The sequence below is a fragment of the Sphingomonas leidyi genome, from assembly GCF_011761945.1.
GTDB classification, from domain to species: Bacteria; Pseudomonadota; Alphaproteobacteria; order Sphingomonadales; family Sphingomonadaceae; genus Sphingomonas; species Sphingomonas leidyi.
Window position 1 is genome coordinate 115,677 of record NZ_JAASQV010000006.1, and the last position, 13,091, is coordinate 128,767.

The window sequence follows — 13,091 nt, forward strand, 5'->3', positions numbered from 1 at the left end:
AGCAGGACCCCAGTTCACGAAGAAACGTGAAGCTATCGCCTCACCCGCAGCAGCCCGCCACAGTCCCGTTTGCTTTCGCTTCCTGGATCGGAGGGCATGGGACATCGCCAAATGAGCAGAACACGCAGCAGTCGCCAGCCAGGGGCCGCAGCACCACCGCGCAATGCCGGCAATCATAGAAGAATTGGCAGGCGTTGGTGGGCATCCTTTCGGTGGCCACCCCGCCGCATTTGGGACAGGTCAGGGTTGAGGTGAGCTGCATCAGGAAAGCGCGTTCATCAGCGGCGCTTCTAGGAGGTCCCAGGCGAACGCGATAAGCGTCAGAACCGTTCCAATCGCGAGCAGGATAGGTGTCGCGCGCGAGGGCAGCGGCATTGTGCAGGACCGGTCCCCAGCACAGGACCTCCGCCGCTGCGCGTAGGCCCACCACCCAGCAGCCAAGCCGATGAGGGAGGTCGCCGTTAGCGGCCACCGTAGTGGTATCAGCGCGGCGAAGTTGCTGGACAGGCCCGCCCCCAGGCCGAGCGCCGCGAGTGCGAGGGGCAGGACGCAGCATGACGCCGCAGCTAGAACAGCGGCTAAGCTCGCAAGCGCGCCGAGGGCGGATAGCCCCGTGTCGGCGCGACGTCGTGACGTTGGTGCGCCTAGGGGTTCACGCGGGATGGTCTCTTGGTTCATCTATCGCCTCTAGCGGGTTAGCCCGTTATGCATCCTGTAGTGACTACAGGAGCAAGCAATATATGCGCGTTGAGGAAAGCATCACGATCGGCGAGCTGTCTCGCCGGACTGGCGTGAATATCGAGACGATCCGGTACTTCGAGCGCGTTGGTGTTCTCGCAACGCCACCCCGCACAAGCGGCGGGCGGCGGGTATATGGGACCGGTCACGTCCGCGCACTTGGGTTCGTCCGTCGCGCGCGCGAACTCGGCTTCTCCCCGGCCGAGGTGCGCGCGATCCTGTCTCTTGGCGGTTCTGCGCAGGCGTCATGCAGTGAGGTCCGCGAGATCGCGGCTCACCATCTAGAGCGTGTGCGCGCTAAGATGGAGGATCTGGCGCAACTAGAAAGCCTGCTGGCTGCGACCATCGACCGTTGCGAAGGCGACGGGGCGGCGAGGTGCGCCGTGATCGACTTGCTGAACCAACATTCGACTGCGTAGATGTCGCATCGCACCCCGTACTCGCGCAAACGGTCGATAACGGAGCCGATCACCATCACCACGGCACGCGGCCCTAGCCACCTATGTGGACGTTGCGCATCACGAAGCCGCTTTTCGGAAGCGCTGGCAGCCTGGCGAAATCGATGCTCAGGTCTTGGTCCGGTACGTCATAGCGCATCGCGTTGACGAGGAGGTGTGCCGCCACCTTCATGATCGCGAGGACGATCCATTCGCCGGGACAGCGATGGCCGAGATAGTGATCGCCGCCGCCCTGCGGAATGAAGTTGAAGGAGTCTTCGTCCCAAGCCCTGAAACGCTCAGGGCGAAACTCCTGGGGGTCGGCCCAGGTCGCTGCGTCGTGATTGCTCCCATAAAGGTCTAGCACCACTTGACGCCCTTCCGGAAAGGCCATCCCCTCCCACTCGAAATCTTGGCTCGCGCGCGCCACCACAGCGGGAAAGAAGGGATAGAATCGGCGGACCTCTTGGACGAAGAGCTCGGCATAGTCCGGCTGCTGAACCAAGGCCGCCCTGATCCCTGAACAGGTTTGCAGCGCGTGGGCGACGAAGGTGATGTACACTGCGATCGCGACGGTCGGGCGAAGGACATTTACCAGTTCGACCGCTGCGACGTGCGGCGAAAGAAGATCGTCGTGCCGGTCGCGATGCCAGGCTATCGCGTAAGCCGCGGTCCCCGAGCCCGAGCCGATGCTCCCGGCCCGAATGCCTTCAATGATCCGCTTCGCCCATGCGTCGACGCGACGACGGGCCAGCCGTGACCAAAGATGCCTTGGGCTCGCCGAGCCGGCGGCGTCGAACAGCGCCCGCAGCTCGCCCGCGCGGTTGCCGGCTTCATCGTCCGGAAGAGGAACTCCCGCCCAAGCGCATACCGCTCGCGTCAGCGGCTCATGCAACTCGTCATAGAAGACGATCTCTCCTTTGCGCGTCCAGCCCGGCACCGCCCTGCGCCACTCGGCCTCGAACAATTGCGCCAGCGCCCGCACGCGCTCTGGTGTCATCAGGCCCATGAACATCTGCTTGCGGTGCCGATGGGTCTCGCCGTCCAGACCCTGAACGCCGCCTTGGCCCAGCAGTGTCTTCTGAATAGCGACCGGCATGGCACCTTCGCGCTCGAAGCGGGTCGTATCGTAGAAGATTTCGGCGGCCTTGGCCCCCTTAAGGCAGTTGGTCTTTTTCAGCAGGAAACGGGATTCAAAAGCGTTTGCGCCTAGGCGCTGGCACTGCCTGGAGATGAACCGATAGGGATCGGCGAGGAGAAAGGGTTTCGTCCGGGCCTTTCGTGTGTGGTGTCTTAGGCATGACCGGTCCGGTGATTGTTGGGTCTCCTTTGATTAACTCGGAGGAATATCACGGGTTGCAGGCTCACGACAGGTGACGCACGAGGACGATCAGGGCGGAGCAGGCGCGGCCGAGGCGTTCGAGGCCATGCGCGGCGAGCTGGCGCTGCGCCGTGGAGGGCTTGGCGGCCGAGCGCGGCGATCGACATACCCGACCATACCGAGACGCTTGGCGTGCTCCAGCAGAACGTGAACACGGCAGGCGAGAACGTCGCGCGCATCGGCCAATTCCTGAAAGCGGCCCCGGCGCTGGCGATGACGCCGGAGCAGATGGCGCAGCGCATCGCCGCGGCGGGCAGCGCCGCCCGGCGCGAGGATCAGGCGGCGCTCGCCAAGGCGGGCGAGGACAAGGCCCGCATCATGGCCGATCTTCGCGCCATCGCCGGGTCCGCATGGACACGCGCCGACCAGAAGAATCGGCAGCTATGGTTTGCCCTGGGTGGGGTGGCGGCCGGCATCCTCGCATGGGCGATCGTGCCGGGCCTGGTCGCGCGCGAGATCGCACCGGCGAGCTGGCAATGGCCCGAGCGCATGGCGGCGCGGACGCTCGACTTGCCCCGCTGGGAAGCCGGGCAGCGTATACCCTTGTGAGCCAGTCATGCAGCAGGCGGCTCAGAACGGCAATTCCCGGTCCTACGTAGCCTAGCTAAGCGGACCGGGTCTAAGTAGCTGCTCCATCATCGATGAACGCTATTTCGGTGATCGGGCGTGCATTGGTCCCTGTCTCCACGCTGGCGTCCGATTTTGCTCTCCGGTATAAGGCCGTTGGACAGGTCGGATCAGCGGGTTTGGTGCAGATGGAAGCACAGAGGGTCAAGATCGTGGACGGCGGTAAGCTCGTGATCCCGGCGGCAATGCGCCGTGAGCTCGGGATCACTACGGGTGACACCGTTCTCGTCGATGTGGACGATGGCGAGTTGCGGGTACGTTCCGTACCTAAGGCACTTGAGCGTGCTCGCGCGATCCTGCGCAAGTATGTGCCCGAAGGCGTCGGCTTGGCTGACGAGCTGATCGCGGAGCGTCGGCGTGAGGCGGAGCGTGAGTAGCAAAGTCGTACTCGACGCCTCCGCCCTGCTCTGCCTTTTAAACGATGAAGCCGGGGCGGATCGGGTAGTCGACGTCCTGACCCGCAGCATCATCGGAACGGCCAACCTCGCAGAGGTCGTTTCCAAGCTAAGGGACCGAGGATTGCCGCTCGACGAGGTGCGTGAGGCGCTTGGCGGGCTGCACCTCGATGTCCGGCCGCTCACTCCTGCCCAGGCGCTCATAGTAGGCGACCTCCGGCCAGCGACGAAGGCGCTCGGTCTGTCTCTCGGCGACCGGGCATGCCTTGCCTTGGCGATCGACCTGCAAGCCGAGATGCTCACAACGGACGGGCCACTTGCGAGCGCCGAGGTAGGCATCACCATCACCAACGTGCGCCCTCTGGCAGAGTAGTCGCACATTCTTGCTTTTAGGTACGGCACTCTGCAGGCGGGAACTCCCATGACTACCGCTCCGACACCGGTGCGCGACACAATTTTGATCACGCACGCCAATCCTGAGGACAATCGCTTCGCCCGGTGGCTTGCCGGGCGCCTCACCACGGCCGGATACAAGGTCTGGGTCGACGTTCGCGCGCTTCGGGGTGGCGACGATTTCTGGGACAAGATCGAGCACGTGCTGCGGCACGAGGCGATCAAGCAGATCGTCGTCGTGTCCGAGCACATCGGCAAGCAAGGCGTAAAGAAGGAACTCGCCCTCGGCGACGTCATGCGTCGCAAGCTCAGCGACCCGGAGTTCATGGTCCCAATCCGGATCGCCGACGTGGACTTCGGCGAATTCCCCACAGAGATCATCCGCCAGAACGCACACAATGCGTTCCCTAACTGGGCAGCCTGCCTTCAGCCCCTGTTCGAGACGCTCGACACCTCACGGGTGCCGAAGGTTGAGCATCTGGACGCCGAGCAGCTTGCGATGATCGTCGCTGCCCAAGAGGACGGTCGAAAGCTGGTCACTCCAAATCCTGAGACGCTTTACAGCAACTGGTTCGAACTCCGGGCGAGGCCTGACGTCTGGATCCTGGAGGCTAAGGGAACGACTGCGCAGCTGGAAGCGTGGAGCCAGTTCACCAAGGCTCCCCACGTCCTTCACGAGGGAGGCGCTATCGCCTTCTGCGGACCCGATGCGATCGAGCGTCTCGACAATGGCGCGCCGCCGTTGAAGGCACGCGCTAGCCTGCCTTTCAACAGCGTGATCGACGGTACATATAGCCGCCACTTCGGTGAGCGTTCCAACGCGCGGCGGATCGCCGTCAACCTGATGCGCCAGCATTGGGACCTGGCCATGCATCGTCTCGGGCTACTTCCTGTCGATTTCGCCTCGGGCGCCCGCGGCCGCTTCTTCCCCGACGGTCTCATTGACGGAAGGGTAAAGCTGACGCTGAGCGATGGACATCGGGTCGACCGGGTCCTGAGCGGCAAGTTCAAGGATCGGCGCTGGCATCTGTGCCTTGTTGCTCAACCCAAGCTCTGGCCGGATGCTCTCTTCCGGGTCCATGCCAATGTCGCGGTGACGACCGATGGCCGAACCCCGCTTCCGGGTGAACAGCTGCAGCGCATCCGATTGCGCCTCACGCGGTCTTGGTTCAACGACAAATGGCGCGACATGCTGCTCGCCGCGATGGGCTGGCTTGCCGAAGGTGAAGCGGCACTAGACATTGCCGCGTCCGGTGAGCGCCTCACCGTCGCTAGCTTACCGATGAGCTTCGACTTTCCGGTCAGCTTCGCCGCGGAAGAAGACCGCCGAGCCGAGGAAGACGAGGCAGGCCAGATAACCCTGTCAGAGGACTTCGAAACGGCCTTCGACCGGGATGAGATACCGGAGGAGGCCGACGCATGAGCATCCTCACGCACCGCATCGCCGAGCCTTTGCTCGAGTTCGGTCACGGGCAGCAGATGGAAGCGCCAAAAGATGGGCTCTTCCTCTTTGGGCCGCTCGAAGGTCCAGATGGCCGCTCCCAGGTGCGTTTGGGCGTCATCGGGACGGAGAGCGGCGTCGGCCTATCCCGCCGCTGGTTAGAGCGGATCAGCCTGCATATACCCGGCAAAGTTGATGCGAAGGGCAAGCCCGTCCTATGGGCACCCGCATGGCCAGGCTTCGAGGCCTGCTTCGGCATCGCGCTGCCGACCCGCGGCATGGTCGAGCTAGCGGTCAAGAGCGGCGACATCGATCACTGCATCAAGAAGAACAATCGCGCCGACGCGGTTCGTTCCACGGTACTGCTGTTCGCCAACGCGATCCGCGCGCACATCCGCGCCGAGGAGCGCCGTCCCGACGTCTGGCTCGTTGTCGTTCCGGACGTCGTCTATCGCTATGGACGCCCCCAGGTCGCACCACCGCCCAAAGACGAGCGCACCCCCTCCGACATCACGAGCTTCAAGGACGCCAAACGCTTCTTCCAGATGGGGGGCGACCTGTTCCCAGACACGGTGCGGGATGCCGAAACCTACCTGTTCTCGAGCAATTTTCACCACCAGTTGAAAGCCGAGTTGCTGCAGGACGGCGTCGTCCTCCAGCTGATCCTCGAAAGCACGCTGGTCGACCGCAACCTCAACATCACCAACGACCGCCGGCGCGGCCTCCAGGACGAGGCCACGGTTGCCTGGAACTTCTGCACCACGCTCTACTTCAAGATGGACGCCAAGCCGTGGGCGCTGGCCCATGTCCGCCCTGGTGTTTGCTACGTCGGACTGGTGTTCAAGAACGACGACACGCCTGCGGCAACGGGCGAGGCCTGTTGCGCCGCGCAGATGTTCCTCAACTCAGGCGACGGTCTCGTATTTCGCGGCGCCCTTGGCCCTTGGTACTCCGACGAGCGCAAGGAATATCACCTGTCGAGGAGCGCGGCGGCGAATTTGATGACCTCGGTGGTCGAGGGCTATAAGCTCAAGCACGGCAAGCCACCGAACCAGCTATTCATCCATGGCCGTCACCGCTTTTCCCACGATGAGTGGGACGGCTTTTGCAGCGCAGTGCCCACTGAAACACAGCTGGTAGGAGTCAGGATCAAGCAGCTCGATGATGTTCGGCTGTTCCGCCCCTCTGCGTCGACACCGGTCCTGCGCGGCACAGCCCTTACCGTGGGTGACTGGTCAGGTTACCTTTGGGCGCGGGGCTTCGTGCCGCGGCTGGCAGGGTATCAAGGGTTCGAGACACCCAAGCCGCTCACCGTCGACGTGACGCATGGCGAAGGAGACATTGTAGAGGTGCTCGGCGACATCCTTGCGCTCACCAAGGTCAACTATAACGCCTGCGATTTTGCGAGCGCCCTGCCTGTGACGCTCAAGTTCGCCGACCGGGTGGGTGAGATCCTGATGGCGTCGCCTCATACCGTTACCGCACCGCCGCTGCCGTTCCGGCACTACATCTGATCCCATGAGCGCCGACTGATGCCGATGGCAGGTCGAGCGTGAGGCAAAAACTCTGACGTCCACCAATTTAGGTGCAAATCCGCTATTTCGGGAGCGTGCCGCCGGGCAGATGCCGTCCACCATTTCAGGAAAACCTACACATCCCAACCGCCGGCGAATTTCATGCCGCCGGCCTCAAGCAGGTTCACCTGGCGTGGCAGATCGCGATGGACTCGGTGCATGATTACGATGGTGCAACGTACTACAAGCTGGCCGACGAAACGCCCGAGGAAGCGGTTGAGGAATTTTGGCAGCGCTCGCAGCCCGCGCTCGCCAACGCGTACAGCCTCATCCAGCAAGGCATGGAGCTGGCGCTCAAGGGTCGGATCGCGGCGGTATCGCCCTATCTCCTGATTGGTGGGCCGAAGGATTGGCCGAAGGGCACCGCCACTGGGCCGGTCTCGTTCGGTGAATTTCGCACGCTCGACGCCACGGACCTCATACCCGTCCATAACAGTGTGGTTGCCTCTCCCTTGGACGAGCCGTTCAAGACGTTCTGGGAACAAGTCAGGCGCGATCGCAACAAGATCATGCATTCATCGGCGCCGGGCACGTTCACGCCCGAGCAGGTGGTGAAGACGCTGCTGACAGCGATCGAAGCGCTCTTTTCGGAGGTCCCGTGGGCGCAACGGTTGATCGAATTGGAGGACGAGAGCAAATTCGCCTCGCTCGGCTTCGTCGACAATGCCCGAAACCACGTCCTGCGACAGATCGCCACCGCCATCCGTCATCTGAAGCCCGCTGAGGCCAAGCGCTTCTTCGGCTATGATGACGATCGGCGGGGCTATGTGTGCCCGCACTGCTATTTCGCGTCGAACCGCGATTGGCAGGACGACTGGCCCCGCCTTGCTCAGTTGACGACCAAATCGCCTGGGGCGACCGAGCTCTACTGCCTAGTGTGCGAAGAGACGACTGTTACCGAGCGCGCGCCGTGCGGTCAGACCGAATGCAAGGGCGATGTCATCGCCGAAGGGATCTGCCTGACGTGCACACATAGCCAGGACGAGTGTTTCGACGTCGCATCCGGCTTGGTGGATTCGACGCTCTCCAAGGCCGATCACTGCTACGACTTCGTGTTTGGCTACGGCACCGCTGGCGCTGGGGGCTACTTCGCAGGCGACCAGCAGACCCTTGCCAATGACGCAGACGCTAAAGAGCATGGCAGATTTGCCATGCGCGAGAAGCATCTTCAGCGGTGGAACACGGTCTCGATCATGCATGTGCAGCGGCGTAACTTCCCCGATCTCACCGATGCAGATCGGGTGCTAGGTCATTGGAGCCGAAATGGCGACAATCTCGATTGGATCGACGGTGTCCGTGCCGATCGCCCAGATATGGGAGGCCTATCGGAATGAGCCAAAACGACGGCGAAAGCCTCAAAGCGATCATGGCGGGCACCGTCGCGGTGCTCAATCAGGTAACTTCCCTGGAGCCGTTTCTTCCTGACCTTTCGCCTGACGATCGCGAGCGGGTTGACGCTTATGTCGCGCGGGCCTCGGCCGAGGCGACGTTGCGCGCATACAAATCCGACTGGCGGCTTTTCTGTGCCTGGTGCGGGGAGAATGGATATCGGCCGCTTCCGGCGGCACCCGCAACCGTTGCAGCCTTTTTGACCCTGCTTGCCGAACGCGGGTTCGTGCCGGCCGAGCCGCGGCGAACGAAGCGCGGCACTGTCCTCGAGCGCAGAGATCCCGTGCCGTTGGGCCGTGCCACTGTCGGCCGTCGCTTGGCCGCAATCGTCTTCGCCCATCGCGCAGCGGACATGGAGCCCCCCACTACTCAGCCTGACGCCGCCCGTCTCGAGAAAGCCGTGCGCGGCATTCGTAAAGACAAAAAGGGAGAGCTCCCCGGAAAGAAGCGCGCGGCTGATGGGGACGTCCTTCGTGACATGCTCCGCAGTATCACAGGCGAGGATTGTGGATCGGCGTGCAAAAAGGGCCCCGTTAGCGGGGTGATCGGCGTCCAAAAGGGACCCCTCATTTCGATGGTTTAGGCAGCGGTCTGGATTTCCAGATGGCGAGATCGGGATGTTGGTGGTGGAGACTGTGGTGCGGGTCCGGCGCGAGTACGCGGCCGGCAAGCCGATAAAGGCGATTGCGCGGGATTTGCGGCTGTCGCGCAAGGTGGTTCGCAAAGCGATCCGCGCGCCGGAAGGCGCCTTTGACTATCATCGGGTGGTGCAGCCGCTGCCGCGGATTGGTCCCTATCAGGAGCGTCTCGACGCGCTGTTGCTCGAGAACGAGGCGCGGTTACGGCGCGATCGGCTACGCATGACGCGGATTCACGATCTGCTGAAGCGCGAGGGGTTCGAGGGCTCTTATGACGCGGTCCGGCGCTATGCCACGCGCTGGGCGGATGCGCGGCGCAAGGATCCTGGCGGCGACGTGCCCGCGTTCATCCCGCTGATGTACAGGCCGGGCGAGGCCTACCAGTTCGACTGGAGCCACGAGGATGTAGAACTTGCGGGCAAGCCGATGCGGATCAAAGTCGCCCACGTGCGGCTGTGCGCATCGCGGGCGGTGTACGTCAGGGCCTATCCGCGCGAGACCCAGGAGATGCTGTTCGACGCGCATGCGTGCGCCTTCGCATTCTTCGGCGGGGTGCCGCTGCGCGGGATCTACGACAACATGAAGACGGCGGTGACGACGGTGTTCACCGGCAAGGAGCGCGAGTTCAACCGCCGCTTCCTGGTCATGGCCGATCACTACATGGTCGAGCCGACCGCGTGCTCGCCGGCGGCGGGTTGGGAGAAGGGCCAGGTCGAGAACCAGGTGCAGACGATCCGCGGGCGGCTCTTCCAACCACGCCTGCGGTTCGCCAGCTTCGAGGAGCTGAACGGTTGGCTGGAGGCCGAGTGTCGCCGCTGGGCAGCGCATCAGTTCCATCCCGAGCAGCGTGAGATGACCGTCGAAGAAGCTCTGGCGGCGGAACGCTCCGCGCTGCAGCCGATGTTGGCGCCGTTCGACGGCTTCCACGAGAGCGAGCACGCGGTGACGGGCACCTGCCTGATCAGCTTCGACCGCAACCGCTACTCCGTGATGGCCAAAGCGGTTCGCCGCGCAGTGCAGGTCCGCGCCTATGCCGACCGGATTATCGTGCGCCTGGGCGACGAGGTGGTGGGCGAGCATCGTCGGTTTTTCGGCCGGGATCGGATGATCCTCGACCCATGGCATTACCTGCCTGTGCTGGCCAAGAAGCCCGGTGCCTTGCGCAATGGGATCCCGTTCCAAGGGTGGGATCTGCCACCTGCGCTCAGCCGGCTGCGCCGCAAGCTGGGCACCGGCGATGAAGCCGATCGACGGTTCGTGCGCGTGCTGGCGGCGGTGCTGACCGACGGCCTGGATGCCGTGGAAGCCGCGATCCTTGAAGCGCTCGATGCGGGTGCTGCCAGCGACGAGGTGATCCTCAACATCCTCGCGCGGCACCGTGAACCACCTCGGCCGCTGACGATCGTCACGCCGGAGGATCTTGCCCTGACGCATCCGCCGATCGCCGACTGCGCCCGCTACGATCGCTTGCGAGGCCTCCATGCAGCGGCATGATATGATCGAGGCGATGCGCGGGCTTGGCCTCAAGGGTATGGCCGGTGCGTTCGACGAGGCGGTCACCGCCGGCGTGCAGCGCCAGCGCACCATCACTGAGATCCTGACCGATCTGCTGCGTGCCGAAGCCGCTCACCGTCATGCCGCCTCGATCCGCTACCGGATGAGTGCCGCCAAGCTGCCGGTGGTGAAGGACATCGATGCGTTCGTGTTCGAGGGGACGCCGATCAACGAAGGCCTGGTCCGATCGCTGCAGGCAGGATCGTTCCTGCCGGGTCGGCGCAACATCGTGCTGGTCGGCGGCACCGGCACGGGCAAGACCCATCTGGCCACCGCCATTACCGCCAGCGTCGTGCGCGCTGGTGCCCGTGGCCGCTACTTCAACACCGTCGACCTGGTCACCCGGCTCGAGGAAGAGACCCGCATCGGCAAGGCCGGCGCGCTTGCCGCGCAACTCTCCCGGCTCGAACTCGTCGTGCTCGACGAGCTTGGCTATCTGCCGTTCGCCCGTTCGGGCGGACAACTGCTGTTCCACCTCGTCAGCAAGCTCTACGAACGCACCTCGGTGATCATCACCACCAACCTCGCGTTCGGGGAGTGGCCGACGGTGTTCGGCGATCCCAAGATGACCACCGCGCTCCTCGATCGCATCACCCATCACTGCGATATCGTCGAGACCGGCAACGACAGCTGGCGGTTCAAAAACCGCAGCTGACCCGCCTACACATAGCTCCCGGAAAGACGCTTCGCCCTGCTTGCGCCTCCGGTCGGGCTACGCCCGCCCTACGCCGCAAGCAGGGCGGAATAGCGCACCGCTCGACGTTCCGCGCCAGCCACCAAGGGGGTCCCTGTTCGACGCCGATCGGGGGTCCCTTTTGCACGCCGTTTGACAGGCGAGGATCTCCGCGCCTATCGTGACAGGGCGCTGCTCGCCATCGGAATGGCCGGTGCAATGCGTCGCTCCGAATTGGTCGCGGTGACGGTCGGGCGGGTATCCGAAGATGGTCGAGGCCTGCTGATCCGCATTCCCTCCTCGAAAACCGATCAGGAAGGTCAAGGGCACACGGTCGCGATCCCAGACGGCCAGCGTCTCGAGCCGGTGCAGCATTATCGGGCATGGCTCGCTAAAGCTGGAATCGATAGCGGGCCAATCTTTCGCAAGCTGACACCGCAGGGTCGACTGACCGGGAAGGCAATGAGCGCGCAGGGCGTAGCACTGGTCGTCAAGGCGGCGGCTGTGGCTGCCGGCTATCCGCCGGAGCTCTTCTCAGGTCATAGCCTCCGAGCCGGGTTCCTGACCGAAGCAGGACGCCAGAACGCAAACCTCTTCAAGATGAAAGAGCATAGCCGGCACGCTTCGCTCGAGATGGTCGCGGAGTATGTCCGCGATCATGAGCGGTTCCGAGAGCATGCAGGTGAGGGCTTCCTTTGAAGTCACGCGGAGCCGCAATCTCCGCTGCCGCGCGTGCGATTAGCTTCCGGGCGCGGGCTGCAGGTGTAGCTGTGCGCGGTTGGGGTAGCGAAAAAATGGTCCTGGTGCGTCGGCCAGTCCGCCGGCGCATCGCGCGAGCCAGGCGATACGCGCGCCGCACCTTCCTGCTTGGGTGGGGCGCAGCCGGATTGGCCATTATCGTTCAGCTCCTGACGCCCATGGCTCTGCTGTATCTGTGGTTGCGCTCGCCGACGGCATCGAGCCATCTACCAAGTGCCGTCCTGCCATATGCGACCGTCCTGGTATTTATGGCCGGATATGTGAGCATCATGGTGCTGGGGACCGCGGCAAGCATTATCCTGAAGGCCGCGATCAAGGGCTACAGCTCCGGCACACGCAGCCTCGTTATCTTCCTGATGAGTATCGGACTTTATCTCTTCGTCGCATTCATGGGTGCCGTGGTGGGGCGTGAGGCGCCGAAACTTCCGGGGCAGGTCCCTGTGCTGCTGACGTTCTACATTGCGCTCTACGTGATGTTTTCAGGTTGGACCACCAAGCACATCTGGGACCGGATTACCGACGACGGCCGGGACAGGCTGCACCTCTTCTTGGCTGGTCGCGCGATGCGACGCCGAGCGCAATCGCGCCTTACGGCTGTTGCCAGGCGGTCGTGAAGTCGAGAGCCTCGATCATGTCGAAAAGAGAGCAGCACGGGACCCCGAAGTCACGACAGACATCAGGCACCTTCCGGTTGGCACCCTGCTTGCCGGGTTTCGATACCTCGAAGCTTACGACCGTGCGTTCGCCCGGCTCGACGCGTCCGTAGGCCACCAGAAAGGGATCGCGCCCGACTAGCTCGACGCCGTTCTCGTCGAGGGGACCATAGCCTTGCAGGGTTGTATCGGCGACCAGCGCGGGGTCGAGATCCTCGGCCAGGATCAGCGCCGCGCGGCAATCTTCGGTGCAGAGCCAGTCCACGATGTCGCCCCGACCGGAGGTGACCTCCTCGAATTGCTCCAATGGAATTTTGACGTTGCCGAGGGTGCCTTGGTGTCGCAACCACTCCCAAAACACGGGAAAACGCCGGAGCGGATAGGCTCTGCGATCTCCTGTTATGAGCGTGTCGGCATCGAGCAGGTAGAGCAAGCGACC

General features: G+C 63.6%; 16 protein-coding genes. 12 read left to right on the plus strand and 4 right to left on the minus strand.

Annotation, left to right across the window (positions count from 1 at the left end):
- Window positions 1–40 precede the first annotated feature (40 nt).
- The gene (locus FHR20_RS23095) at window positions 41–262 is read right to left on the minus strand and encodes a GDCCVxC domain-containing (seleno)protein (RefSeq protein ID WP_081609171.1); all 222 of its coding nucleotides are present in this window, start codon (window positions 260–262) and stop codon (window positions 41–43) included.
- Window positions 262–678, minus strand: a complete 417-nt coding sequence (locus tag FHR20_RS20950) for a mercuric transporter MerT family protein (RefSeq protein WP_017980799.1) — start codon at window positions 676–678, stop codon at window positions 262–264. The genes FHR20_RS23095 and FHR20_RS20950 overlap by 1 nt, the downstream gene beginning before the upstream one ends.
- Before the next feature lie 62 nt (window positions 679–740).
- Here FHR20_RS20950 and FHR20_RS20955 point away from each other — a divergent pair, with 62 nt between their 5' ends.
- Window positions 741–1,157, plus strand: a complete 417-nt coding sequence (locus tag FHR20_RS20955; protein WP_017980798.1) for a MerR family transcriptional regulator — start codon at window positions 741–743, stop codon at window positions 1,155–1,157.
- A gap of 73 nt (window positions 1,158–1,230) precedes the next feature.
- Here the strand turns inward: FHR20_RS20955 and FHR20_RS20960 are convergent, their stop codons facing one another.
- Window positions 1,231–2,274: a cytochrome P450 gene (locus FHR20_RS20960; RefSeq protein WP_241769272.1), complete on the minus strand. Its 1,044-nt coding sequence runs from the start codon at window positions 2,272–2,274 to the stop codon at window positions 1,231–1,233.
- 414 nt (window positions 2,275–2,688) lie between these two features.
- Between FHR20_RS20960 and FHR20_RS20965 the strand changes: the two genes are divergently transcribed.
- From FHR20_RS20965 to FHR20_RS21015, 11 genes are all read left to right on the plus strand, one after another.
- On the plus strand, window positions 2,689–3,105 hold the full coding sequence (locus tag FHR20_RS20965) for a hypothetical protein (protein WP_243857693.1): 417 nt from the start codon (window positions 2,689–2,691) through the stop codon (window positions 3,103–3,105).
- 92 nt (window positions 3,106–3,197) lie between these two features.
- Window positions 3,198–3,560 (plus strand): AbrB/MazE/SpoVT family DNA-binding domain-containing protein, encoded by a 363-nt coding sequence (locus FHR20_RS20970; RefSeq protein ID WP_208413793.1) that lies wholly within the window; start codon window positions 3,198–3,200, stop codon window positions 3,558–3,560.
- Complete coding sequence (locus tag FHR20_RS20975) at window positions 3,553–3,951, plus strand: type II toxin-antitoxin system VapC family toxin (protein WP_137862507.1); 399 nt, start codon at window positions 3,553–3,555, stop codon at window positions 3,949–3,951. Before FHR20_RS20970 ends, FHR20_RS20975 begins: the two co-directional genes overlap by 8 nt.
- Window positions 3,952–3,999: 48 nt before the next feature.
- A complete protein-coding gene (locus tag FHR20_RS20980; RefSeq protein WP_167301451.1) occupies window positions 4,000–5,394 on the plus strand; it encodes a toll/interleukin-1 receptor domain-containing protein in 1,395 nt (464 codons plus the stop codon).
- Complete coding sequence (locus FHR20_RS20985) at window positions 5,391–6,926, plus strand: argonaute/piwi family protein (protein ID WP_167301452.1); 1,536 nt, start codon at window positions 5,391–5,393, stop codon at window positions 6,924–6,926. The genes FHR20_RS20980 and FHR20_RS20985 overlap by 4 nt, the downstream gene beginning before the upstream one ends.
- A 71-nt stretch (window positions 6,927–6,997) precedes the next feature.
- Window positions 6,998–8,320: a hypothetical protein gene (locus FHR20_RS20990; protein WP_167301453.1), complete on the plus strand. Its 1,323-nt coding sequence runs from the start codon at window positions 6,998–7,000 to the stop codon at window positions 8,318–8,320.
- Entirely contained in the window at window positions 8,317–8,958 is a 642-nt protein-coding gene (locus FHR20_RS20995; RefSeq protein WP_243857695.1) for a site-specific integrase, read from the plus strand. The genes FHR20_RS20990 and FHR20_RS20995 overlap by 4 nt, the downstream gene beginning before the upstream one ends.
- Before the next feature lie 34 nt (window positions 8,959–8,992).
- Window positions 8,993–10,507, plus strand: coding sequence for an IS21 family transposase (istA, locus tag FHR20_RS21000; RefSeq protein WP_167301454.1), 1,515 nt, complete (start codon window positions 8,993–8,995; stop codon window positions 10,505–10,507).
- Window positions 10,494–11,222: an IS21-like element helper ATPase IstB gene (gene istB, locus FHR20_RS21005; RefSeq protein WP_167301455.1), complete on the plus strand. Its 729-nt coding sequence runs from the start codon at window positions 10,494–10,496 to the stop codon at window positions 11,220–11,222. The genes istA and istB overlap by 14 nt, the downstream gene beginning before the upstream one ends.
- A gap of 171 nt (window positions 11,223–11,393) precedes the next feature.
- A complete protein-coding gene (locus FHR20_RS21010) occupies window positions 11,394–11,939 on the plus strand; it encodes a site-specific integrase (RefSeq protein WP_279589473.1) in 546 nt (181 codons plus the stop codon).
- A gap of 188 nt (window positions 11,940–12,127) precedes the next feature.
- Window positions 12,128–12,613, plus strand: coding sequence for a hypothetical protein (locus tag FHR20_RS21015; RefSeq protein WP_167301456.1), 486 nt, complete (start codon window positions 12,128–12,130; stop codon window positions 12,611–12,613).
- On the opposite strand, the gene FHR20_RS21020 is transcribed toward FHR20_RS21015, so the two are convergent.
- Window positions 12,588–13,085, minus strand: a complete 498-nt coding sequence (locus tag FHR20_RS21020) for a DUF4411 family protein (protein WP_167301457.1) — start codon at window positions 13,083–13,085, stop codon at window positions 12,588–12,590. The genes FHR20_RS21015 and FHR20_RS21020 overlap by 26 nt on opposite strands.
- Window positions 13,086–13,091: the final 6 nt, after the last annotated feature.